The sequence below is a fragment of the Nostoc sp. genome (assembly GCF_036917435.1).
Classification (GTDB): domain Bacteria; phylum Cyanobacteriota; class Cyanobacteriia; order Cyanobacteriales; family Nostocaceae; genus Nostoc.
Window position 1 is genome coordinate 107,770 of sequence record NZ_JBALDM010000049.1, and the last position, 23,989, is coordinate 131,758.

The following is a 23,989-nucleotide window of genomic DNA, read 5'->3' on the forward strand; positions in this document are numbered from 1 at the left end:
ACCATTGTGCTACGTATGTCAAGAACTATTGAGTAAGGCAGTATAAACCCAAGCTTTTGAGCCAATAAAAGTTTTTGTTTTTGCTAATACTTCTTGCCTCCTGCCTTTCTTTGCAAGATTTTACTGCCGTCAAGAGCGGAGATCGTTTAAGCTAGCTGAAAGATTCTTTGATTAGTGGCTTAAAGGCGGTAATGTGCCTAAACATGTTCGTTTAATTTCTTTTTTGATGGTTTGTAGTTTGTGGAGTATGCCAAAAGCCGCTAACGCGCAGGCATTAATACCCCATACACTGCAACTAGACGGGGCAAAGTTAGAGAAGCAGGGGTTGAGTCTGGCACAAGAGGCGGCTCAACTAGCTCAGTTTCAACAGGTAGAATTAGCTTTGCCACGAGCGCGGCTGGCTAGTCAACTGGCTCCGAAGAATGATAAAGTTTGGTTGCTCTTAGGTGGATTGCAACTGCAAACCAAAGAGTTTGACGGGGCGATCGCTAGTCTGAAAAAAGCGCAATCTATCAACCCCAAAAATGGAGATATTTTGTTTGCTTTGGGTTCAGCTAATTTTCAGCAGAAAAATTACCAAGCAGCCGTTGTCAATTACCAAGACGGTTTGAAGTTAAAACCCAACGATCCAGAAGGATTATTTGATTTGGGTAATGCTTACTATCTACTGGGTCGATTGCCAGATGCGATCGCACAGTACGATAAAGCAGTCTCTCAAGATAAAAAATTCTGGCCGGCGCTTAACAACATTGGCTTAATCAACTATGAACAGGGTAATACACCCGAAGCAATTAAGCGGTGGAAATCTGCTGTCAGCCTTGATAAGAAAGCCGCAGAACCTTTGTTAGCTTTGGCAGTGGCACTGTACACTCAAGGCGATAGCCAACAAGCATTAAGCTTGGGAGAAGCTGCACTCCGTATGGATTCGCGCTATGCTAGTTTAAATTTTCTCAAAGAAAATCTTTGGGGCGATCGCCTACTGTCTGATACGAAAAAATTCCTAGAATTACCTCGTATTCAAGCAGCCCTACTGCAACGAGAAAACTCATCATCAGCCCCTGAAAAACAGCCTACTCAATAGGAGTGCTGAGTTAAGAGTGCTGAGTTAAGAGTAGAGACGCGATTAATCGCGTCTCTAAAGGAGTTGGGAGTTCATAAGTAAATATTTCAACTCATAACTCACCACTCATAACTCATAACTTTCTTATTACCACTTGCCTAACAGCACCTTTTCGTAGTACATCTATACTAACTAAATACAGGAAATACTCTCCCAAAAACCTTTTTGGGCGAATATTCCTGAAATAAGTCGTTAATTTTTACTGGTCATCTGTGGGTAGAAGTGCAATGATTTGGTCAACAAACTGCTGATGGTCAACAACTGGCTTAGAAATGTAGCCATCAGCACCGCTTTGCTTAAGAAAATTCTCGCGATCGCCTTCCATAGCATGTGCTGTCACCAAAATAACAGGTAACTTTGCTGTTTTTGGATCGGATTTCAACATTTGTGTAATCTTGATTCCATCAACAGATTTACCTTGGTAAACACTTCTAGATAGAGAAACATCCATCAAAATCAGATCGGCTTCTCCTGATTGGGCAATTTTTATTACTTCTTCGACATTTTCAGTATGTTTCACTCCCAAGCCACCGCGCTTGGACAAAATCTTGGAAAAAACGCGAGCATTAATTAGATCGTCTTCGACAATTAAAACAGTTTTCATGAGAATTTTAGTAATAGAGGTAGAAGTGAGGAGATTAGGCAATTCAAAATTAAAAATGAGCAAATGCAGTCATGGCAAGTATCCTGGCGATGAAGTCTATACAAATTAAGTGGGCAGCAGATTATCATTCGATTAAAGCAGCTACTTGCTATCTGTTCTCTTTTTAATAGTCTATGTACATCCTTATCATCAAGGATGATACTACTGCTTTTTCTTCTATGACTATCAATATTTTGTTAGGAATCCCATTTCATCCGTTATGCTGTGGTTGCTGCAATATTGAGTTCCGCCGGCTTTTGTGTAGTTAAATTTCAGGGAAAAAACTCATGGCAAAACAGTTAAACCTTCTCTCAACGGGACAGGTAATTCCGACAGCCCTGCACACCGAGATGCAACGGTCTTATCTAGAATATGCCATGAGCGTGATTGTCGGGCGAGCGCTACCAGACGTGCGTGATGGCTTAAAACCAGTGCATCGCCGCATTTTGTATGCAATGCACGAACTCGGTTTAGTACCAGATAGACCTTATCGAAAATGTGCCCGTGTAGTGGGTGATGTGTTGGGTAAATACCATCCCCACGGCGACCAATCAGTTTACGATGCTTTAGTTAGGCTAGTGCAAGATTTTTCTAGCCGCTATCCTTTGCTAGCCGGACATGGTAACTTTGGCAGCGTCGATAACGATCCGCCAGCAGCGATGCGTTACACAGAAACGCGCCTCGCCCCCATCAGTCATGAGGGGATGTTGACAGAAATCGGCGAAGAAACTGTGGAATTTGTCGGGAACTTCGATAATTCCCAGCAAGAACCAACGGTGTTACCTGCTCAATTGCCGTTTCTGTTGCTTAATGGTTGTTCTGGGATTGCCGTGGGAATGGCAACGAATGTTCCACCCCACAACTTAGGGGAAATTGTCGATGGGTTAATTGCTTTAATCGACAACCCAGATTTGCCAGATGAAAAGTTATTCGAGTTAATTCCAGGGCCAGATTTTCCCACTGGTGGCGAAATAATTGGTGAGACGGGAATTCGGGAAGCATACACCACAGGTAAAGGTGGAATTTTGCTGCGGGGAGTCGCAACTCTGGAAGAAATTCCAGCCAGTAGGGGAAGCAAGCGACGGACGGCAATTATTATTACAGAATTGCCTTATCAAGTGAATAAGGCTGGTTGGATTGAGAAGGTAGCGGACTTAGTAAATCAAGGACGTTTGCATGGAATTTCCGATCTTCGGGATGAAAGCGATCGCGAAGGGATGCGAGTCGTAATTGAACTCAAACGCGATACCAATCCCCAAGAAGTTCTTCAGCATTTGTATCACCAAACTGCTTTGCAAATGACCTTTGGGGCAATTCTCCTAGCGATCGTCAATGGACAACCCCGCCAGTTTAGTTTGCGCCAACTGTTGCAGGAGTTTTTGAGTTTCCGCGAAGAGACGCTGAACCGTCGCTACAATTACGAGTTGGGCAAAGCTCAAAGTCGTGTGCATTTGGTAGAAGGTTTACTCAAAGCCCTATCTAATTTGGATCGGGTAATTGAAATTTTACGACAAGCTCCCGATGGGAGTACGGCAAAAATAAATCTTTGCAGCCAACTAGATTTGAGTGAGGTACAAGGGGATGCGATTTTGGCTATGCCGTTGCGCCGCCTCACGAGTTTAGAACAGCAAAATTTGCAGCAAGAATTTGAGCAAGTTAGCGAACAAATTAGTTCGCTAGAACAATTACTCAACGATCGCCGCGAATTATTGAAGGCGCTGAAAAAAGAATTGCGATCGCTCAAGCGCAAGTACAACGATCCCCGGCGGACAAAAATCGGAGAAGAACAAAAGTCTAAGACAGAGGAGCAGAGGAGCAGAGGAGCAGAAGAAGAGGAAAATATTAAATCTTCTGAACCGGCAGAAGAAGCAATTTTAGAATTTACCCAACGAGGTTATGTCCGTCGCACGCAGTCATCTGGGAGAAAGTCAAAATCTGAAAATGGTCTGCATGATAATGACTTCATTATCCAAACTGTGTTGACTGACACCCAAAAAGATTTGCTAATCCTAACCGGTGGCGGCAAAGTCTATCCTGTGAATGTGGGAGAAATTCCCCCAACAACTGGGCGTTCTCCACGGGGAAAACCTTTGATTACTATGCTCAGTAATACTGCTCAAGGCGCTCAAGAAGCTGTGGTTAGCCGCTTTTTACTTCCCGAAAATCTCGAAACTCAGCAGATGATTCTCTTAACAAAAGAAGGACGAATTAAGCGTCTGTCTCTGGGAGAATTCACAAACTTGACACGGCGCGGAATCACGATTTTGAAGCTCAAAGATGATGATGAGTTGTCATTTACCCAGTTCACCAATCCAGGAGAGCATCTGATTTTAGCTAGTTCTGGGGGGCGACTGTTGCGTTTTGCAGTTAATGATGAACAATTACCCGTCATGGGTCGTACAGCAATGGGTTTACAAGCATTTCGATTATTGAAAAATCAGCAAATGGTTGGCTGTGTCACTGTTGGTAAAGATGACCAACTGCTGTTAGTTACCCAAGAAGGATATGCCAAGCGGATGGCTGCAAGTCAGTTAAGAGCCGCTAATCGTGGCGATTTGGGAACGCAAGCGATGAAATTTGCCAGCAAAACTGATAATTTAGCTGGTATGGTCATTGCCATCGCATCTGCCGAGGTCGCTTTAGTGACGAATAAGGAACGGGTAGTGCGAATATCTGTGGAAACAGTACCGATTTTAGGTAGAGATGTGAAAGGTGAAAGTATCATCCAACTCAACCGCGATGAAAAAATCATTACTGTGGCTGAAGTGCGATCGTAAACCGGATTTAGATCCCCGACTTCTTGAAGAAGTCGGGGATCTGGGCAGCTTCCCAAGTATTTTTGACTCTCAATATAGCGGTTATCGTTTGAGTGAGGTACACCCGTAAGGGCACGGCAGTGCCGTTCCCTTACACCTCGCTATATCTCCATAAATTATCAATAGATTTTAAGTCTTAAATAACAAACTCTCTACAAAATCTACCGTCGTAAATAAAATATTTGATAATTTATCTCAATAAGAAAAATATTGTCTATGATAGTAAGAGTCTACATAACATTTCTTCTACCTCAGTAAATCTCACTGAAGGCTGATGTTGTAACATGTATAAATAGCTATTTCTATTTATGTCAAGCTATAGAAATAAAAGTATAAAAAATGTTGCTTTTGTAAAAATGTTTGTTATATTAGTTTACATAAGGCAACAAACCTTAAGAATTAAATTTGGAGTCCCAACCATGACAAATGCAAGCACAACAAAAGTCACTACTCCTATAATTGAAGATCGCAACGCTTGGCGCTGGGGCTTTACCCCACAAGCAGAAGTTTGGAACGGTCGTTTGGCAATGATTGGCTTTTCAGCAGCTATTTTGGTTGAAGTTTTCTCTGGTCAAGGTTTCCTACATTTTTGGGGCATCCTGTAAGTTTTAATATCTAAGATGACCTATAAATAAAAAAACCTGGAGTGCTAATTCACTACCAGGTTTTTTATTTGTTTGTCATTAGTCAGTTGTTTATTTACCAATAACAACTGACCAATGACCAATGACTACCGAATATATTCCTTGAGAACGCTGTTACGATTTGGGTGGCGTAACTTACGAAGTGCCTTCGCCTCAATTTGACGAATCCGTTCGCGGGTAACGTTGAAAATCTGTCCGATTTCCTCAAGGGTCTTCATCCGACCATCATCCAAGCCGTAACGTAGTCTGAGGACATCGCGTTCACGGGGGCTAAGACTATCGAGGACTTTTTCAAGGTCTTCGCGCAGAAGATTTTTGGAAACTTGGTCTTCTGGTGTCTCACCATCGGATTCAATAAAATCGCCCAACCGAGAATCTTCTTCTTTACCAATAGGCGTTTCTAGTGAAATAGGCAACTGGGCGGATTTGGCAATAAACCGCAACTTCTCAATGGTCATTTCCATGCGAGTAGCGATTTCTTCTTCAGTTGGTTTGCGACCCATTTCTTGAGAAAGTAACTTGGTAGTTTTCTTAATCCGAGAGATGGTTTCGTAAAGGTGAACTGGAAGACGAATTGTGCGGGATTGATCTGCGATCGCGCGGGTAATTGCTTGACGAATCCACCATGTAGCATAAGTGGAGAACTTATAACCTTTTTCGTGGTCAAACTTTTCAGCGGCACGAATCAAACCGAGACTGCCTTCCTGAATTAAGTCTTGGAACGACAAACCACGATTCATGTACTTCTTAGCAATTGAAACCACAAGACGGAGGTTAGATTGCACCATCTTGTCTTTCGCCCTGCGACCAACATGCAGCCGATAACGAAAAGCTGGCAAAGGTAGTTGTACTGCTTCTGCCCATTCACTATCTTTAGGATCGCGATCTAACTGTTCTGAGAGTCTTTCCCGCACTCTCTCTAATTCCAGCAAATCGGCGATTTTCCGCGCCAATTCGATTTCTTCGTCTGCCCGCAACAGCCGAATTCTACCAATTTCTTGCAAGTAAAGCCGAATGGAATCTTCTGTGTAATGCTTTTTCTTGCTTTGTGTCCGACGACGCGATTTAGCGGCTTTTCCAGACTTTGCGTCGTCCTCATCAGTCTGAGGCTCTAAAAATTCATCGTCACCTTCATCGATGATAAGCAAGTCCTCTTCATCATCTATTAAGAGTTCTTCTAACTCGAGCTCAGGCTGATTCATTATTTCTAGTTCAGGCTGATATATGCTTTCGAGTACGTTGTTAGCCTGGTTCATGCCGCGTTCCTCATGCTCCTTGCAGAATCAATTACTCAAGATGTGTTTACTGCTCTTTTAAACGAGCAAATTGTCAACCGAAAATAAGTTTTTTGGCAGATTTGCCAGAAATATTTTCGGACGTTTCTCACCTCCAATAGGAGGTTTTTTTAGTTTAGTTTAAGCCATGTCTAAAAGTGATTTGTTCACCTTAGTAAATGTTATATGTGTTGCTATCACATATTGCTTTCAACTAACTGGTCAAAAAAAATACTCGTCTTTTTCAAAAAATTTGCCACTCTATACTAAATGAGTTCAGACTGCTGGCAGATTTTCTTATAAAGACTCTTCCGATTGTAGCCTGTTTCACAGAAATTGCACTCTTTTTGTGTATTAATCATGAACTCTTACAGCAATTTTTAGCCACCATTACCAAAAAGACATTAAAAACGGGAGTTATACCCTAAGATTTTTCTTCACTTTTCGGAATTACAGTGACGCTCTTATTACATTACAAAGTCAGTACGCTTGCTCTTGCCCGATTTCATGTATTTTACACAACATTAATTACTTAGAAAGAGTGCATTGTATGTTAATTCAGACGACAAGTATTAATCTACCCATTTTTACATTTCCTTCATAAATTACGCATTCCTGAGATTAAAGCTAGTCTTTCGATTGGGTAAATACAACCAGGGTGGTGGTGCTTGCCTTTAGGTAGTTAACCTTCTGCTTACAATTACCTTAACTGAGGAGTTGAGGCTGTGGCAGAATCGACTTGATAGTTGATCAATTTAGGTTTAACTAATTCGGCCTTATTCACACGTTAGCGCACTGTGGCGATTTCAGCCCTATGAAACTTGACAAACTCTTCTTATTGTATACAAGGATATTTTAATCAATTCAAAAACAATTTGTCCTGTGAACTCGCCAGTATAGTCTTATTTCAGGCAAAACTTCATTAGATACATACGATACAATCACGATCCCTTGGGTACTACATGAAGATATTAACAAGTTTTCAGCCAGATGGTGTGTGTTTCCAGTAGCCATTACCTCGAATTGAGAGAAACCAGAACATTACCTGATGATTTTAGTTACAGTGCTTGATCCCGTAAATCAATTGTAAATTTAAATACTTTTATTTCGGTAAGTTCCTGTCATCTGATGATGAGAAATCCTCAAAGTACTTATTAATTCTTGTTTGATAGATAATATTCAGTTATTTTCTTGAAGGATAACAAATGTGTTTCTAGTTGGTAGACAAAATTTATTAGCTAGTTTAGTGCAAAAGTATTATCTTAACTAACTTCCCAATAAAATTGGTAGTTTTGCTAACACTAGAATATTGAATTTTTGTAAAGTATTGACAAGAAGCGAATTATATGGATATGAAATAAATTAGATTTATCCAAGAGTTACGGAATAACAAACCACAGAAGACAGGGAGAAATGAGTTTAAGCAATATTTGTTATGCTGTGTACAAAAAATTTATAAGAAGTATTTTTTATATTTCGGATATAAAAAAGGTAATGGGTGAAAACGTATCACTCATTACCAATGTCACAAATTATTGGAGTAGTGTTAGGGAATTGATATTAGATATCTAAATCGGTGAAGTTGAGTTTAGAACCATAAGTTTCGATGAATTCTCGTCTGGGTGCGACGCGATCGCCCATTAAAATTGTGAAGATGCGATCGGCTTCGGCAGCGTCCTCAATTTCGACTTGCTTCATTTTGCGGGTTTCTGGGTTCATTGTGGTGTCCCAGAGTTGTTGTGGCATCATTTCACCCAAACCTTTGAAGCGTTGGATGGTGTAGTTGGCGTTAGCGGGGAATTTGGCGATCGCTTGATTCTTTTCGCGATCGCTGTAGCAGTACTCATGATTACGTCCCCGTTCTACTTTAAACAGTGGGGGACAAGCAATATAAATAAAGCCTTGTTCGATGAGTGCCCGTTGATATCGATAGAAGAATGTTAACAACAAAGTACGGATGTGCGCCCCATCTACGTCAGCATCCGTCATGATAACTATGCGGTGATAGCGCAGCTGGGTAGAATCGAATTCATCACCTTTGACACCTAAACCAAGGGCTGTAATTAACGATTGAACTTCGTTATTTTTATAAATTTTAGCGTCATCGGTTTTTTCAATGTTGAGAATTTTACCACGTAGAGGCAAGATTGCTTGAGTGCGGCGATCGCGTCCTTGTTTCGCACTTCCGCCGGCTGAGTCGCCTTCCACGATGAATATCTCAGATTCGCTAGGATCGCGAGAACTACAATCTGCCAATTTACCGGGTAATGGTGAAGATTCTAGTACAGATTTGCGTCGAACTAATTCCCGTGCATGACGGGCTGCTTCTGCGGCTTTGAAAGCTTGGATAGCTTTATCTAAAATTGAATCTGCGATCGCAGGGTGAAATTCTAGATATTCGGTGAGGACTTCTCCCACCAGAGAATCGACAATACCGCGAACTTCAGTGTTACCGAGTTTGGTTTTGGTTTGTCCTTCAAATTCTGGATCTGGGACTTTAACGGAAATTACCGCAGTCAAACCTTCACGGACGTGTTCGCCACTGAGGTTAGTTTCATTCTCTTTAATTTTATTGCGCTTGCGTGCGATCGCATTTAATGTCCGAGTCAAAACCGCCTTCAACCCTTCTAAGTGCGTACCACCATCAACCGTGCGAATATTGTTAGCAAAACCTAGCACATTATCAGTATAAGCATCAGTACACCATTGCAATGAAACTTCTACTTGTACGTTGTTGCGTTCGCCCTGTACATAGATAATTTCTTCATGCAACGGCTGCTTCTCGCGGTTCATGTACGCGATATATTCTTTAATGCCACCCTTGTAATTGTAAGATTCTACCTTCGGTGTATCGCTCTTTAGTAGTTCTAAGCGGTGGTCAGTAAAGGTAATTTTGACACCTGCATTCAGATACGCCAATTCCCGTAGGCGACCTGATAAAGTAATGTAATCAAACTCAATGCTAACTGTAAAGATTTGAGTATCTGGCTTAAAGGTGACAGAAGTTCCGGTTCTAGCTTCTTTATAAGGCTTTGTTTGCAGTTCGGTAACTGGGATACCGCGTTCATAGCGTTGGAGATGAACCTTTTTATCTCGCCAAACTGTAACTTCTACAACCTCAGATAGGGCATTAACAACAGAAATACCAACCCCGTGCAATCCTCCAGAAACCTTGTAGCCACCGCCGCCAAACTTACCACCAGCGTGGAGTACCGTCATCACGGTTTCCAAAGCCGATTTCCCGGTGCGCGAGTGAGTATCTACGGGGATACCGCGACCATCATCTGTTACAGTCACGGAACCATCAGCGTTGATATCCACTTCTATATGAGTGCAATGACCTGCTAAAGCCTCATCAACTGAATTGTCCACCACCTCGTAAACTAAATGGTGGAGTCCTCGCGGCCCGGTGGTACCGATGTACATTCCTGGTCGTTTGCGGACGGCTTCCAGACCTTCCAGAACTTGAATCTGATCGGCACTGTAACTGCTCGTCATGTAAACTCTCCTGATGCGTGGGGTTAAACTCGCCTAAAAGTAAATAAAAGCAAAAACACTCCAAAATTGTAACACAAAAGCCTTGCTAGCGTCTGTAGGGCATTTTCAAGAGAAGTTTATACTAGGGTTGCACTACCGGGCAAGATGAGGAAGATGAGGGGGATGAGGGAGATGGGGGAGAAATGACTAAATTAATTGTGATTTGTGGGGCGACGGCAACGGGTAAGTCCGGTTTAGGTTTGGCTTTGGCGATGCGGTTGGGTTCTGTAATTCTGAGTGCCGACTCTCGTCAAGTTTACCGTGACTTTGATATTGGGACGGCGAAACCAACTGTGGCTGAACAAAAATTAGTGCCGCACTACTTAATAGATATCTGCGATCCCATAGACACGATGACAGTAGCAGACTACCAGGAGCAAACACAAGCCTTAATTGCTTCTGTTGATGTTACACCACTTTTGCTAGTTGGTGGGACTGGTTTATATATCCGTTCCATTGTCCAAGGCATGAAAATTCCGAGAGTTGCACCACAAATGGAATTGCGATCGCAACTTGAATCTATAGGGCAACCACAACTCTACGCAATGTTACAACAAGTTGACCTAGTTGCAGCACAAAAGATTCATGCTAATGATTCAGTCCGAACTTTAAGAGCATTAGAGGTATATTATGTTACCGGATATCCAATCTCCGAACAACAAGGGGAGAATCCACCAAACTATCCGATTTTGCAAATTGGTTTGGATTGCGATGTTGAAAGGTTGGGGAATAGGATTAAACAGCGTACTGAGCAAATGATAGCAGATGGTTTAGTTGCTGAGGTGGAATATCTTTCTCAAAAATATGGCGCTGATTTGTCTCTGTTGAATACTTTGGGCTATCAAGAAATCAAGCAATACTTAGCTGGGGATATTTCCTTAGATGAAGCGAAAGAATTAATAATTTTGCATACGCGACAATTTGCCAAACGACAACGCACTTGGTTTCGAGCATATCCCCAAATTGAATGGTTTGATGTCGATTATCCTGATTTATTAGAGAAGGTTTGGCAGCGAATAAATGAGTTTATTAATTCCACTAATTAGTGAGATTTTTTTGCTCATGTAAAGACGCAAAAAAAAACTTTGCGTCTTTACAGCGAGTGTATTAAAGAGTGTCGGGATCTACACCCATAGCCCGTAGCCTATCTGCTAGTAATTGGCTGCGTTGTTCTGCTTGTTCAGCACGTTGTCGTTCCTGTTCAGCACGTTGTCGTTCCTGTTCAACACATTCATCCCCAGTTAGCAAAACATTACCATTTTGGTAGCACCAGCGTAACCAATTATCCTGTCTGCCTTCAAATTCACCTTCCCACATAGTTACACCTAAACCAACTTGTTCTAACCAAGTTTCTGAAGTTTCAAAGTACCGTGTTCCCCTAAGTTCATAAATGCGTAGTACTTTTTCTCCTAATTGCTGATTTGGGTCATATACGATGTAGTAACTAGCCCGCATGTGTTCATAAATTTTCAGCTTTTTGCCCAGTTCATCACCTTCTTTATTAGAGACAATTTCGAGGACAACTTCCGGTGGTTTGCCAAAACGCCAAACCATATAACAACGATTTTGTTTTTCCCACCACTTTTCAGGTACTTGGACATCTAAGCTGAGAAAGACATCAGGTACAATGGGCGGCTGAAGGTCTGTGTAGTAAATACCTACATTAGCTTCAGCTAAAAAAGTCTGGTTTTGTAAAGAACTGTAAAGAGAACTAACTAAAAGGCGTTGTTGTTTGGCAGATGCGAAATTATCCGCAGGTGTATCATTTTCAGTGACTAGCTGGTTGGCATCTGGCACATAGTAGTCATCATTATTGATTAGAACTTCCTGAACCATGACTTTATCCAGTATTTAAGAGCGTTATTTATAGGTTAGTTGATTCGTAGTGGGAGGTGCGCGTATCTTTCCACACTGACAGACACGTTTTGACAGCTACTGACTGGTGTTGAACCTCACTCGCTTCCAGAAGATAACAAAGGTGAAGTAATTTGGAGAAATTACCTTATCTAGAAAGCAAGAATAAAACATAAGATATGAGATAGTTTTTCTGGGTTTCCTGCTGACCAAATAATTACGTGAGTGTCTAATAACAGTTTCATCTTTCACTTTCATCTAACCAAAATTCATCAGGTAAAGGTTCATTAAAATCATCACTTATCCAAATCTTACCTTGGTTTAAACCAAGTACCCGATTCTGGGGTGGTTGTTGGGGTTGAGCATATTTTTGTGCTATGAATTCCACAAAATCTAGCACTTGTTGTTGCTGTTCGGGTGCTAGGGTTTGCAGCTTGGCAATTAATTTTGAGGTGGTATCTACAACATTGGAAGTCATCTCACCCTCTCCTGTTGAATGTCTGACTCTATGTTACTTTAACCCCAAAGTTAACTGAGTATTGGGTTTTAGCATCATTCAACGCCCTTGTTAAGACTTCGGTACTCAAATAATGCGATCGCCTTTTACTCACTCTTGACTGCTATTCTTGCAACAATAGTAATTACAGCTATACTAACCAGCCTGCAATATCTACCACTTTAAAAACCTATGCTTACCCAAGATAAAAAACAACGCAACTGGAAACCTATTCTCAAAGCATTCGAGGCTGTCCTTGGCAAAAATGGCGTAGTACAACGCCGCGAAGAACTCATTACCTATGAATGCGATGGTTTAACTGGCTATCGCCAACGTCCGGCTGTGGTGGTGTTACCCAGAACTACAGAACAAGTTGCAGAAATTGTCAAGATATGCAATCAATACTCTATCCCCTTCATTGCACGCGGTTCTGGTACTGGTTTATCTGGCGGCGCTTTACCAGTAGAAGACTCTATTTTGATTGTTACTTCATTAATGCGACAAATCATCAGCATTGATTTGGAAAATCAACGCATAGTTGTACAACCAGGGGTGATTAATAGTTGGGTAACACAAGCTGTTAGTGGTGCTGGTTTTTACTACGCCCCTGATCCATCTAGTCAAATTATCTGCTCTATTGGGGGCAATATTGCTGAAAATTCTGGTGGCGTACATTGTCTCAAATATGGTGTCACCACTAACCACGTTTTAGGATTAAAAATTGTCACGCCAGAAGGGGAAATTGTCGATTTAGGCGGACAAATCCCTGAAATGCCTGGTTATGATTTAACGGGTGTATTTGTTGGTTCTGAAGGCACTTTAGGAATTGCTACAGAAATTACTTTGCGAATTCTCAAAAGTGCAGAATCAATTTGTGTGCTGTTAGCAGATTTTACGAGTATTGAAGCTGCGGGAGCAACTGTTTCTGACATCATCAGCGCCGGAATTATTCCTGGTGGGATGGAAATGATGGATAACTTTAGCATTAATGCAGTTGAAGATGTTGTAGCAACTAATTGTTATCCCCGCGATGCTACTGCTATTTTACTAATCGAAATTGACGGTTTAGAAGTCGAAGTTGCAGGAAATAAGCAACGAGTTACTGAAATTTGTAAAAAGAATGGTGCGCGTAATGTTACTTCTGCTAGTGACCCAGAAACCCGATTAAAATTATGGAAAGGACGTAAAGCTGCTTTTGCTGCAGCTGGGCATTTAAGTCCAGATTATTATGTACAAGATGGTGTAATTCCCCGAACTCAGTTGCCTTATGTTCTGCATGAAATTGAGGCATTAAGTAAACAATATGGTTATCGTGTTGCTAATGTATTTCATGCTGGCGATGGCAATCTTCATCCGTTAATTCTTTATGATAATTCTGTGCCTGGAGAATTGGAACAAGTAGAAGAAATGGGTGGAAAAATTCTTAACCTTTGTGTCCAAGTGGGTGGTAGTATTTCTGGCGAACATGGCATCGGCGCAGAGAAAAGGTGTTATATGCCACAGATGTTTAGCCAAGTTGATTTAGAAACTATGCAATGGGTACGGCAAGTTTTTAATCCTAAAGGGTTGGCGAATCCTGAAAAGATATTTCCCACACCACGAACTTGTGGTGAGGCAGCTAATGCATCAGCTATCAAGCAATTTGAAGGTGTGGAAAGATTTTAAGAAAAACTGATGAAGTAAATGATGAACTTATGAAGTTTTGACTTTTCACAAGTGTGGAAAGTCATCTCAAAGGTTTAATCTAGCGTAGCGATCGCCAGAAAAGTTACTTGTTTTTTTACGGTATTAAATAAAGAGCAAGATACTTGTATTTTCCCGGATAACTTGATAGAATCCTATGTATTAAGCTTCACGTTTGAGCTTAACAAAAAAATAAAAGCCCTCTTCCCCAAGTAAAATCTCGGAAATTTATTTTCTTGTATATATACTCTGTCTCATTATTTCTGAATGGTTAATAAAAGCTTGTAGTCAGCACTTCAGTGCTTGAAATTGAGCGATAAATCGCTCACTACAAACCTACCAAAATTAATGTGCTGGACTTTTAGCGGCTTATTTATAGATTATTTAGACTCACGCGAACTGAAAGCTGTAGTGTCTTACAAGCTGACGAATGGTGAGTGTGGATCGTCTTAATAGGCTCAATTTTTGATGAAAAGATTGGGTAAAGGTTCTATCCGTGATGCGGAGTTGTTGAGTCAGTCTGACTGAGTAACTCCGCACCAAAGAATACAGAACCAAAGGATAAGAGAATGCATCTGAGAAAGTTAGTTAAGTATGGGATTTTTGTAGTGATGCTTGTCATCGGGTTCTGTTTCACAGGAATTGCCCGTGCTTATGATTTTCCACCCCCAAACCAGCAGGTTGCGATCGCGCAGCAGACGAGCGATCTGATGTTTAATACGTTGTTCGCAGCGCTGACGCAGGAGTTTGACGAAACCACGGCGGCTAACGTAGAGCAGGGTAAGCAGTCTATCTCGCTGATATTTAACGATCAGAATAAGGATATGCGACTGGTTGGTACTTATGGCCCCCTCGAACAAAGCGATCGCCCCCGCGACAGCTTCGAGATTCAGGCAAACGCGCTGGCACTAGCTGGACAGGCATACACATCCGTCCAGAAGGTGGATAATAAATGGTATTACCGACGCTCAATCCCTCTCAGCAACTTCAGGGCGGAGTGTGCCCTTTGCCACGTCAATTTCCCAGTCGGCCCCACGTCAACTCAGGTGGGTGCGCTCATGCTCAGAGTCCCCATCACAAGGTAAGGGAGTTCTAAAAAATAAAATAATTATTGTATTAAGGTACGAGTCAGTGATGCATCAGCAACACTGAGTTAATGATTTATACAGGGCTTATGCATTACTTAAGCTCTGATTCTTCCGTAGCGGTAATTCATAAATTACCGCTACTTTCCTTAGTATATTTATAACCCGGAATTCTGATTTATAACCTCTGATTTAATCATGATTTATTCACATATCCCGGATAATTACAATTTGATTTTGTAGCTATATATAATATTCCGATCGCACTAGGTCACGCTTACAAATGAATCGGGTTGTTCGCCGTTGTGTTTCTTACTTACTGTGTTTGGGATTAGCAGTTATTTTAACAGTCTATTCACTCTCTTCACCCCCGGTTTATTCCCAAAAAATAAGTCCTTTAACTACAGAAATTCGTGGCGTTTGGATCACTAATGTTGCTAGTGGTGTGCTATTTGTCCCTTGGGGGATTAACCGTGCTATCAGCCAATTATCGGCTCTCAACTTTAATACAATTTATCCTGTAGTTTGGAACCGAGGACATACTTTTTATAAAAGTACTGTAGCTAAAATGACTACAGGTTCAGATTCTCAACCTTTTCTCAAGTTTATGCATGGTGGACAAGATGTTTTAACAAAAATAGTGACACTTGCTAAAAATAAAGATTTGAGAGTAATTCCTTGGTTTGAATACGGGTTTATGACACCACATTATTCACAATTAGCAAGGCGTTATCCTGACTGGTTGACAATTGGGCAAGAAGGTATAAAGTCTATCCAAGATGCACCACCGGAAGAAATTGATAATAGTTTAGTAAATAAGCTGGCTTGGTTGAATCCTTTACATCCACAAGTGCAAGAGTTTATTCAAGGGCTAATTTTGGAAGTAGTCAGAGATTACGATGTGGATGGTATTCAGATTGACGACCATTTTGGAATGCCAGTACAGTTTGGTTACGATCGCTTCACTATTGAACTTTACCAGCAAGAGCATCAAGGTAAAAGTCCCCCTATAGACCCTTTTAACCCAGAATGGATGCGTTGGCGGGCAGACAAAATTACTGATTTTATGGCAGAAATCTATCAAGCTGTGAAGGCTGTTAAACCCAAAGCCAAAATATCTCTGTCTCCCAACTACCAAGCCTTTGCTTACAAATACTACTTGCAAGATTGGGAGAATTGGGTAAAAAAAGGTTTAGTTGATGAGTTAGTTCTACAGGTTTATCGAAACGATCAAAGCTCTTTTATCGCTCAACTGGAACAACCATCGATAAAATTAGCTCAAAGTCTAATTCCTGTAGAAATTGGTATATCTACGGGAACGGTGCGTAATCCGGTGAAAATGGCACAAGTTAGAGAACAAGTTCAAGCTGTGCGCGATCGCAACTTTGATGGCATCTCCTTTTTCTACTGGGAGAGTCTCTGGGGTTACATCGTACCAGAATCGCCCCAACAGCGACGCAAAGCTTTTTTGGAGATGTTTAATGCTAGAACTGTCAGACTATTCAAACCAAAGAAATTTTGATATTGTCATTTGTCATTTGTCATGTTCCCAGTCCCCAGTCCCCAGTTCCCTTAATGTCATTCACGCCGGAAAATACTAGATTTAGCTTTACACTACTATGGACTGTCGCTACTTGTGGCGGTTTTTTATTGAGTTTACTCTTCGTTGAAGTTGGCGAGAAACCGGATGTTGGGGTAGTAGAGGCGGCTATCGGCTCAATTGCGATCGCACTTTTTCAAGGTTGTCTTCTCAAAGAACCTGTATTCTGTATTAGGTGGATTTTGTCAAGTCTTTTGGGTTGGAGTCTCATCACTGCGATCGGGATTGGTGCTGTAGGCTGGATAATTCCCAGCACTCAGATTCTTCCCCTGAGAATCCTGTCAGGAGCGATTTATGGGGCACTTGGCGGCTTGGGAATCGGATTAGCGCAATGGTTGGCAATTCCTCAGCCGATGGCGTGGCGATGGATATTTGTCTCTTCTGCAAGTTGGGCTGTTGCCGTCCCCGTAGGTTCTGCGGTGGGAATGATTTTGCACCGCTTAACCCAGTTATTCTTAGGCGAAGTTATGGGATTAGCTATCACCTGGCTGCTGGTTGGTATCCTCACCGGAATGAATGCTCATAAATTGCGATGATAACTTCCTACTTCCCTGCTTGTTTTCTCGGAATATTAAACAAAAAGTTATTAAGAATTATCAAATTATTTGATATATACTGATGATTGCACTTAGATGTATGCAAAAATCCTGAAAAAATGTTAAAAATCATATCCAAGTAAGTTTGCCCTAACCTGCAAATGTGTTTTCGCCTTCAAAAAGCAGGATTTGTTAAGCTGACTTCTATTAGCTTTCCTAGATTTCTGACAAGAAGTAGAGAAAGATCAAAATTTCCATGAGCAACAGCTGACAATACTTTGCTATAGGCGCTAAAGTGCATCTACTACAAGCGTAAAGATAAGAGAGCGCCTAGAAGAGTCAGTCATACCAGAAAGGGACTCTCGCATGAATATAAATCCAGCAGAATCAACTATGGAGTTGACAAAATTATCGCCTCCTCAAATGATCTTCGGCACAGAAGTAGATGAGAAAAGTAGTAGTGAGCAGTTTCTACTGAGCATGTACAATTCTGTGCAGGCATCAATATTTATAGTAGATGTTCTAGAGGATGGGGATTTTCAGTATGTGGCATTAAATCCCACTCATGAGCGGTGGATAGGCATTTGCTCAGATGAACTCCGGGGCAAAAAGCCAGAAGATATTCTTTCCCCCATTGATGCTGCTAGGGTGCGTCAGCATTACGCTGACTGTGTGCTATTTGGCAAAACGATTTCCTACGAACAATGTTTGCAATTCCAGGGGGTTCCGACTTGGTGGAGTACAACTCTCACGCCACTAAGGGATGCCAACTCCCGGATTTATCGACTCATTGGTACTAGTAGTAATATCACTCCTGTAAGACAAGCTAAAGAAGCAGTCGGACTTCAGGTTGAACGAGAAAGATTGCTAGAAGCGATCGCTGGACGAATTCACCAATCTGTAGAATTAGAGACAATTCTCCATCAGACAACAATTGAGTTGCGGCAATTTTTGAATTGCGATCGCATCCTAATTTATCGCTTCGAGGCTGATGGTAGTGGGGTAATCGTTGCTGAATCAACTGTGATTGTGAGCGATCCCCTGTTGGGAAAAACCATCAGCGATCCCTGCTTCAATGGCAAACATCCAGAACACTATGGGCGAGGTTGCATTCAAGTTGTTGAAGATATATATGCAGCCGGCTTGCATCCTTGCCATATAGATTTTCTAGCATCTTTGCAGATCAGAGCTAATCTAGTGGTGCCGATTTTCCAAGAGCAAGATATGTGGGGGCTATTGATTGCCCAGCATTGCCAGGAATCGCGTCAGTGGCAGCAAACAGAAACGGACTTACTCAAACAGTTAGCAACTCAAATCGGCATTGCTGTGCAACAAGCAGAACTTCATCAACAACTTCAGGATCTCAAAGCCAAGTTGGAGTTACAAAAACAGAAGCACAAAAATCAGTTGCAGCAGGTACGAAACTTTGAAGCCTTAGTGCGACGGATGACAGAACAAATCCGCGATAGTCTGAATGAAACTCAGGTGTTGCAGACAGTGACTCAGGAATTAACCGAGTTACTGAACCTTGAACGTTGCCAAATTGAACTCTATAGCCCCTGTCAAACCCTAGTAACTATTGCCTACGAGTACACCATTAATCTACCCCAATGTCAAGGATTAACTAGACAAATTGCAAATCGTCTGGAAGTTTATCAGCCCTTGCTGCAAAAACAACCTCTGCAATTTTTAGAAATTGCCCCTGGATGGGAACCGAAGTTATTGGTTATGTCCCAAATGGCTTGTCCCATTTTCGATACTCAAGGAATTCTAGGAAATCTTTGGTTGACAAGACCATCACAAGAGGCATTTGATGAATTTGAAATTGAATTAATGCAACAGGTTGCCAATGAATGTGCGATCGCAATTCGTCAAGCTCAACTTTACCAACAAACCCAGACACAAGTTAAAGAATTAGAAAATTGCGATCGGCTCAAAAACCAATTTCTGAGAAACCTCTCCCAAGAACTGCGGACACCCATAACTAGCATCAGCCTTGCAGTCCAAACCCTCGAAAGTGTCCTCACACCAGCAGAGATATTAGAAATAGAAATAGTTCCACAACTCTTGCAGATTCTGCATAACGAGTGTGCGCGAGAAAACAAATTAATTAACGATTTACTCACACTCACATATCTCGAAGCCGAACCAGAACCCCCGACTTTAATTGCCATTGACTTACAAAGCTGGCTTAAACCCATTGTCGAGTCTTTTCGAGAACTCACCAACTGTCAGCAACAGCAGTTAAACCTAAGTATCGATGGTGAACTCCCGCTTTTAGAGACAGATATCACAGATATGGAGAGGATTATCACCGAACTACTCAACCATGTCTGCAAATATACCCCAGCAGGTAAGTCTGTCACAGTCTCTGCTCATCTAAGAGGGGACGCAATAGAGCTTAATATTAGCAATTCTGGACTAGAGCTTACCAGCAACGAACTCTCACAGATATTTGAGCCTTTCTATCACCTTTCCAAACACGATCCTTGGAAACATAGCGGCACAGGACTGGAATTAGCATTAGTACAGAAAATGGTCAGACATTTAGGCGGTTCAATTTATGTAGAGAGTGGAGCCGGTCAAACCACCTTCACCATCAAATTCCCCATTTAAGTCGTTTTTTGGCGCGGTACTAGCTAAATTGTCAGAAGTCTGCTATGATGGCTATTCGTGCGGGTGACTAGCTCAACGGTAGAGCAGTAGACTCTTAATCTATTGGTTCTGAGTTCGAATCTCAGGTCACCCACCTTTTAAAGTATTGTCAAAGCTTGTTAATCAATAATTCAGACGTGAATCCGGTATACATTCCTCGCAAAAATGTCTGACTTTTTATCGTATATGTAAAAGTCTGAAGGTATGGGGCATGGAGTTGCAGCTTCTTCGTCAAACTTTGGGAGTTACCAAGACTCTACGCCTTAGCCTTGACGTTTGCGTAGTGTAATACACTGTTACAAATAAAATTATTGTAATAACAACAGCTTGGGCATTTGTTACCAATACAGAAGCGGACGTTAGGAAAAAAGTTGTTGTCCTTACCACAGCTTGTCTATTTGTTATCAACACAAATTATTTCGTTACCAATGCTTATTTGTTAGTATCCCTCTTCTGTCACTCTCCGAAAACATTTGCCATTTCTGAATTTTAGAGTCTTTGTATAGCAAGAGATTGCGCGATTCTTTTCTAATAACAAATACAAGACCCATTTTTTTCTAATAGTATAGTTTGTATTGATTGCCTCATCAGGCTTCTAGCGATCGCCCTCCCGGAAAGTGACAGAAGAGGGGTATAGCGGTTCTCGGTCGAGTGAGGTACACCCGTAGGGGCACGGCAGTGCCGTGCCCTTACACTTCGTGATTAATCTTGTACCGCATCTGAATGGGAACTGCTATAACGACAGCTTATGCCTTAGTTACCAACATAACTGGTTTTGTTACCATAGCCGATCTATTTCTAGCAAATCTTGATGTTGTCCTTTCTAGCAAGACACGCAATATTTCACAGCCTTCTGCAAAATCTTCAATTAAGTTTTGAATCTATGAGTTATCAAAACCGCCTTTGCAGATTAAATTGATAACTTGCGTATAAACAGGTTTTTTTGATGTTATTTAAATAAATAAAACCTGCTATAAATTCATTTTTACAGAAATTATTACGAATTTTACTAAAAAAAAGAATATGGAAATCAAGCAAATTTGCGTGATTGGGGCTGGAATTAGCGGACTAGTAACAACTAAAACTTTTGTCGAAGAAGGCTACAACGTTACTGTATTTGAGAAACAAAAAGGACTTGGTGGTGTTTGGGAACAATCTCGAAGTTACCCAGGATTAACAACCCAGAATACAGGTGACACATATAGTTTTTCCGACTATCCCATGCCTGCATCATACCCAGAGTGGCCCACAGCAGAAGATATGCGGAATTACTTAAATTCATACGCCCAGAATTTTGGGGTTCTTGAGAGAATTCGCTTCCAAACGGAAGTTACCAATGTTTCCCACAAAACTGGAGAACAACCAGGATGGGTAGTTACTATCAGAGTGAAAGAAGGTAATGGCGATAAGACAAGAGAGGAAAAGCACGAATTTGACTTTGTACTAGTGTGCAACGGCACATTTAGCATCCCAAAGTTACCTTCTTTGCCTGGTAGAAAAGAGTTTGTCGCATCTGGAGGACAGGTAATTCATTCTACCGAATTTAACGATGCCTCAATTATTGAGGGGAAGCGGGTAGTAGTAGTGGGTTTTGGCAAATCTGCCTGCGATATTGCGACTTTGGGGGCAAACATAGCCAAAAAATCCACCCTCATCTTCCGTAAGCCGATGTGGAAGGTTCCGAGATTTTTCCTGGGTTTAGTAAACCTGAAGTATATTTTATTAACTCGCTTTTCAGAAGCTTGGTTTCCCTACCGTCAGATGAGACGGCTTGAAAGATTACTGCACACTCTGGGTAAGCCGCTAGTATGGGCTTTCTGGCGCACTAATGAGATGCTGATACGCCTGCAATTCGGGCTTGATAGTTGCGGAATGTTACCGGAACTACCTATAAATGTGGTTAACTGTACCATTAGCATAGCTCCCCCAGATTTCTTTAAGTACGTACACTCTGGTAAAATTCAGGCAATTAAAACGAGCATTGCCAAGTTTATCCCTGATGGTGTGGAATTAGCTAATGGTCAGCAGTTGCAGGCAGATGTAGTAATTTTTGGGACAGGATTTACCCAAGAACTTCCTTTTCTCCAAGAAGAATATCGCCGACAGCTAATTGATGAAGATGGTAATTTTAATCTTTATCGTTATCTGATTCATCCTAATATTCCTCAGATGGGTTTTGTTGGCTATAACAGCAGTTTCTATAGTCAGTTGACATCAGAAGTTGGTGCTTGGTGGCTACTAGAGTATGTCAAAGGCAATTTGTTATTGCCTTCGCCGTCAGCAATGTATCAAGAAATGGCAGCAGATATCGACTGGATGAAAACTCAATACCATAGTGTTGTAGCGAAGGCGACATGCATCACCTCGTTTTCTTTGCGTTACACTGAGCAACTTATGGAAGATATGGGTGCAAATCATGAACTTGGTATCTGGAAAGGAATTTCACAGATTATGATGCCTGTAGATTTATCCCTATACAACAAACTTCGACAGGAATTGAAGTCGCAAAAACTAAAATAATTCCTAATTTGTAGCGGGGCGTAGCCCATTACGAATTAGTTAAACTCACTCCACTGAGGAAGCACCGAAACGATAGCCTTTGCCGTAGACTGTGTGAATCAGCGCAGTTTCTCTACCTACTTCAATTTTACGGCGCAGCAAACGAATTAATGCTGCAATCACATTACTACTGGGTTGTTCTTCTTCTTGCCACAAATTTTGCATAATTTGAGCATGAGTCATTAGTTGTCCCGTGTGTTCCATAAAATATTGCAGCAACTGACTTTCTTTTTGCGATAACTCAATTATTCTTCCTTGGCGATAGGCGACTTGATTTTCACAATCGAGTTCTAAATCAGCGACGGTTAAACGTCCGGCGGTAGTTTCATAACTTTGGGAACCAGAACGACGCAATAAAGCCCGGACTCTGGCTAGTAACTCGCGCAGTTCAAAGGGTTTAACTAAATAGTCGTCTGCACCAGCATCTAAACCTTGTACTCGGTCATCTAAAGTATCTTTAGCTGTGAGAAATAGTACGGGAGTAGTTTTACCTTGTCGTCGCAATTGCTGACAAATCTCTAACCCGGTTTTTCCTGGCAGCATCCAATCTAAAATTAGTAGGTCATAATTGCCTGTTTGTGCATGTTCGTTGCCACTTGTGCCATCGAAAGCGGCATCCACAATGTAACCCTCACGAGTTAACAAGCGACTCAAGGGTTCAGTTAGTTCAACTTCATCATCAACTAATAAAATTCTCATGCTGCTGTGGTAAGCATATAGAGATATTGTTCAACTGCTAGAACGTCAAGGATATTAAGAAAAAGAATGCTGACTGTTGCATTGCCAAAAGGGGAACTCCTTAAAAATAGCATCCGCCTGCTACAATCTGTGGGATTAGATTTTAGTGCTTTTTTAGATTCAGGAACTCGCCAACTTCAAATTCCTGATACTAAGGGAGTTGCAAAAGCTTTGTTGGTACGGGCGCAAGATGTGCCTGTTTATGTAGAATATGGTCAAGCACAATTGGGTATTGTTGGTTACGATGTGCTGCGGGAGAAGCAGCCGCAAGTTGCTCACTTGATAGATTTGCGGTTTGGTTATTGTCGGATGTCGGTGGCGGTAAAAGCATCAAGTTCTTACCGATCGCCTTTAGATTTACCACCGCATGGTAGAGTAGCTTCAAAATATGTGAATTGCGCTCGTGAATATTTCCACAGTCTAGATTTACCCGTGGAAATCGTACCATTATATGGTTCAGTGGAACTAGGCCCGATTACTGGAATGTCAGAAGCGATCGTAGATTTGGTTTCTACAGGGCGGACTATGCGCGAAAACGGTTTGATTGAAATTGCTACTCTGTATGAAAGCACGGCGCGGTTGATTGTCCATCCTCTAAGTTACCGTCTAAACACGGGTAATCTTAGTGATGTGATTGCCAAGTTGCGGGAAGCGGTTTTGGTAGAAGTTTAACAGTTAGCTGTTTCGCCGTAAGCTTCCCACTTAATTCCGTCTTGTGCGATTCATTTCGAGTGAACGAATCGCACAGC

Annotated in this window: 18 protein-coding genes and 1 tRNA gene; 13 read left to right on the plus strand and 6 right to left on the minus strand. The window is 41.6% G+C overall.

Annotated features, from left to right (window positions below; genetic code table 11):
* The first annotated feature begins 193 nt into the window (after window positions 1-193).
* Window positions 194-1,081, plus strand: a complete 888-nt coding sequence (locus V7K98_RS24820; RefSeq protein WP_335026730.1) for a tetratricopeptide repeat protein — start codon at window positions 194-196, stop codon at window positions 1,079-1,081.
* A gap of 238 nt (window positions 1,082-1,319) precedes the next feature.
* Here the strand turns inward: V7K98_RS24820 and V7K98_RS24825 are convergent, their stop codons facing one another.
* Window positions 1,320-1,724, minus strand: coding sequence for a response regulator (locus tag V7K98_RS24825; RefSeq protein WP_335026732.1), 405 nt, complete (start codon window positions 1,722-1,724; stop codon window positions 1,320-1,322).
* A gap of 326 nt (window positions 1,725-2,050) precedes the next feature.
* On the opposite strand from V7K98_RS24825, the gene gyrA reads away from it, so the two are divergent.
* Together gyrA and V7K98_RS24835 are read left to right on the plus strand one after the other, a co-directional pair.
* Complete coding sequence (gene gyrA / locus V7K98_RS24830) at window positions 2,051-4,540, plus strand: DNA gyrase subunit A (RefSeq protein WP_335026735.1); 2,490 nt, start codon at window positions 2,051-2,053, stop codon at window positions 4,538-4,540.
* A gap of 458 nt (window positions 4,541-4,998) precedes the next feature.
* Window positions 4,999-5,184, plus strand: coding sequence for a chlorophyll a/b-binding protein (locus tag V7K98_RS24835; RefSeq protein WP_335026737.1), 186 nt, complete (start codon window positions 4,999-5,001; stop codon window positions 5,182-5,184).
* Between the two features lie 125 nt (window positions 5,185-5,309).
* On the opposite strand, the gene rpoD is transcribed toward V7K98_RS24835, so the two are convergent.
* Both rpoD and gyrB read right to left on the minus strand, forming a co-directional pair.
* The gene (gene rpoD, locus V7K98_RS24840; protein ID WP_334830754.1) at window positions 5,310-6,479 is read right to left on the minus strand and encodes an RNA polymerase sigma factor RpoD; all 1,170 of its coding nucleotides are present in this window, start codon (window positions 6,477-6,479) and stop codon (window positions 5,310-5,312) included.
* A gap of 1,578 nt (window positions 6,480-8,057) precedes the next feature.
* Window positions 8,058-9,995 (minus strand): DNA topoisomerase (ATP-hydrolyzing) subunit B, encoded by a 1,938-nt coding sequence (gyrB, locus tag V7K98_RS24845; RefSeq protein WP_335026739.1) that lies wholly within the window; start codon window positions 9,993-9,995, stop codon window positions 8,058-8,060.
* A 182-nt stretch (window positions 9,996-10,177) separates the two neighbouring features.
* On the opposite strand from gyrB, the gene miaA reads away from it, so the two are divergent.
* The gene (gene miaA / locus V7K98_RS24850) at window positions 10,178-11,080 is read left to right on the plus strand and encodes a tRNA (adenosine(37)-N6)-dimethylallyltransferase MiaA (RefSeq protein ID WP_335026741.1); all 903 of its coding nucleotides are present in this window, start codon (window positions 10,178-10,180) and stop codon (window positions 11,078-11,080) included.
* Between the two features lie 61 nt (window positions 11,081-11,141).
* On the opposite strand, the gene V7K98_RS24855 is transcribed toward miaA, so the two are convergent.
* Window positions 11,142-11,870 (minus strand): Uma2 family endonuclease, encoded by a 729-nt coding sequence (locus tag V7K98_RS24855; RefSeq protein ID WP_335026743.1) that lies wholly within the window; start codon window positions 11,868-11,870, stop codon window positions 11,142-11,144.
* Between the two features lie 259 nt (window positions 11,871-12,129).
* On the minus strand, window positions 12,130-12,366 hold the full coding sequence (vapB, locus tag V7K98_RS24860; protein ID WP_335026745.1) for a type II toxin-antitoxin system VapB family antitoxin: 237 nt from the start codon (window positions 12,364-12,366) through the stop codon (window positions 12,130-12,132).
* A 210-nt stretch (window positions 12,367-12,576) separates the two neighbouring features.
* Between vapB and glcD the strand changes: the two genes are divergently transcribed.
* The 8 genes from glcD (at window position 12,577) to V7K98_RS24900 (ending at window position 22,463) form a co-directional block, all read left to right on the plus strand.
* Window positions 12,577-14,049, plus strand: coding sequence for a glycolate oxidase subunit GlcD (glcD, locus tag V7K98_RS24865; protein ID WP_335026747.1), 1,473 nt, complete (start codon window positions 12,577-12,579; stop codon window positions 14,047-14,049).
* A gap of 587 nt (window positions 14,050-14,636) precedes the next feature.
* Window positions 14,637-15,152: a hypothetical protein gene (locus tag V7K98_RS24870; protein WP_335026750.1), complete on the plus strand. Its 516-nt coding sequence runs from the start codon at window positions 14,637-14,639 to the stop codon at window positions 15,150-15,152.
* Between the two features lie 283 nt (window positions 15,153-15,435).
* Window positions 15,436-16,674 carry a glycoside hydrolase family 10 protein gene (locus V7K98_RS24875; RefSeq protein WP_335026752.1) on the plus strand — a complete coding sequence of 413 codons (1,239 nt, stop codon included), beginning with the start codon at window positions 15,436-15,438 and terminating at the stop codon, window positions 16,672-16,674.
* 53 nt (window positions 16,675-16,727) lie between these two features.
* On the plus strand, window positions 16,728-17,288 hold the full coding sequence (locus V7K98_RS24880; RefSeq protein ID WP_335026843.1) for a hypothetical protein: 561 nt from the start codon (window positions 16,728-16,730) through the stop codon (window positions 17,286-17,288).
* A 366-nt stretch (window positions 17,289-17,654) separates the two neighbouring features.
* Window positions 17,655-19,904, plus strand: a complete 2,250-nt coding sequence (locus V7K98_RS24885; protein WP_335026754.1) for a PAS domain-containing sensor histidine kinase — start codon at window positions 17,655-17,657, stop codon at window positions 19,902-19,904.
* A gap of 61 nt (window positions 19,905-19,965) precedes the next feature.
* Window positions 19,966-20,037, plus strand: a tRNA-Lys gene (locus V7K98_RS24890).
* 629 nt (window positions 20,038-20,666) lie between these two features.
* Window positions 20,667-20,822, plus strand: coding sequence for a hypothetical protein (locus tag V7K98_RS24895; RefSeq protein ID WP_335026756.1), 156 nt, complete (start codon window positions 20,667-20,669; stop codon window positions 20,820-20,822).
* Window positions 20,823-20,966: 144 nt separating this feature from the next.
* Window positions 20,967-22,463 (plus strand): flavin-containing monooxygenase, encoded by a 1,497-nt coding sequence (locus tag V7K98_RS24900; protein WP_335026758.1) that lies wholly within the window; start codon window positions 20,967-20,969, stop codon window positions 22,461-22,463.
* A gap of 45 nt (window positions 22,464-22,508) precedes the next feature.
* Here V7K98_RS24900 and rppA read toward each other — a convergent pair whose 3' ends face one another.
* Window positions 22,509-23,201 carry a two-component system response regulator RppA gene (gene rppA / locus V7K98_RS24905; protein WP_335026760.1) on the minus strand — a complete coding sequence of 231 codons (693 nt, stop codon included), beginning with the start codon at window positions 23,199-23,201 and terminating at the stop codon, window positions 22,509-22,511.
* A 66-nt stretch (window positions 23,202-23,267) separates the two neighbouring features.
* Between rppA and hisG the strand changes: the two genes are divergently transcribed.
* Window positions 23,268-23,912, plus strand: a complete 645-nt coding sequence (gene hisG, locus V7K98_RS24910; protein WP_335026762.1) for an ATP phosphoribosyltransferase — start codon at window positions 23,268-23,270, stop codon at window positions 23,910-23,912.
* Window positions 23,913-23,989: the final 77 nt, after the last annotated feature.

What these genes read in the sequence shown, in the direction of transcription:
- V7K98_RS24825 (WP_335026732.1), bottom strand. Translation starts at nt 1,724, where the DNA reads ATGAAAACTGTTTTAATTGTCGAAGACGATCTAATTAATGCTCGCGTT.
- gyrA (WP_335026735.1), top strand. Translation starts at nt 2,051, where the DNA reads ATGGCAAAACAGTTAAACCTTCTCTCAACGGGACAGGTAATTCCGACA.
- V7K98_RS24835 (WP_335026737.1), top strand. Translation starts at nt 4,999, where the DNA reads ATGACAAATGCAAGCACAACAAAAGTCACTACTCCTATAATTGAAGAT.
- rpoD (WP_334830754.1), bottom strand. Translation starts at nt 6,479, where the DNA reads ATGAACCAGGCTAACAACGTACTCGAAAGCATATATCAGCCTGAACTA.
- gyrB (WP_335026739.1), bottom strand. Translation starts at nt 9,995, where the DNA reads ATGACGAGCAGTTACAGTGCCGATCAGATTCAAGTTCTGGAAGGTCTG.
- miaA (WP_335026741.1), top strand. Translation starts at nt 10,178, where the DNA reads ATGACTAAATTAATTGTGATTTGTGGGGCGACGGCAACGGGTAAGTCC.
- V7K98_RS24855 (WP_335026743.1), bottom strand. Translation starts at nt 11,870, where the DNA reads ATGGTTCAGGAAGTTCTAATCAATAATGATGACTACTATGTGCCAGAT.
- vapB (WP_335026745.1), bottom strand. Translation starts at nt 12,366, where the DNA reads ATGACTTCCAATGTTGTAGATACCACCTCAAAATTAATTGCCAAGCTG.
- glcD (WP_335026747.1), top strand. Translation starts at nt 12,577, where the DNA reads ATGCTTACCCAAGATAAAAAACAACGCAACTGGAAACCTATTCTCAAA.
- V7K98_RS24870 (WP_335026750.1), top strand. Translation starts at nt 14,637, where the DNA reads ATGCATCTGAGAAAGTTAGTTAAGTATGGGATTTTTGTAGTGATGCTT.
- V7K98_RS24875 (WP_335026752.1), top strand. Translation starts at nt 15,436, where the DNA reads ATGAATCGGGTTGTTCGCCGTTGTGTTTCTTACTTACTGTGTTTGGGA.
- V7K98_RS24880 (WP_335026843.1), top strand. Translation starts at nt 16,728, where the DNA reads ATGTCATTCACGCCGGAAAATACTAGATTTAGCTTTACACTACTATGG.
- V7K98_RS24885 (WP_335026754.1), top strand. Translation starts at nt 17,655, where the DNA reads ATGAATATAAATCCAGCAGAATCAACTATGGAGTTGACAAAATTATCG.
- V7K98_RS24895 (WP_335026756.1), top strand. Translation starts at nt 20,667, where the DNA reads ATGGGAACTGCTATAACGACAGCTTATGCCTTAGTTACCAACATAACT.
- V7K98_RS24900 (WP_335026758.1), top strand. Translation starts at nt 20,967, where the DNA reads ATGGAAATCAAGCAAATTTGCGTGATTGGGGCTGGAATTAGCGGACTA.
- rppA (WP_335026760.1), bottom strand. Translation starts at nt 23,201, where the DNA reads ATGAGAATTTTATTAGTTGATGATGAAGTTGAACTAACTGAACCCTTG.
- hisG (WP_335026762.1), top strand. Translation starts at nt 23,268, where the DNA reads ATGCTGACTGTTGCATTGCCAAAAGGGGAACTCCTTAAAAATAGCATC.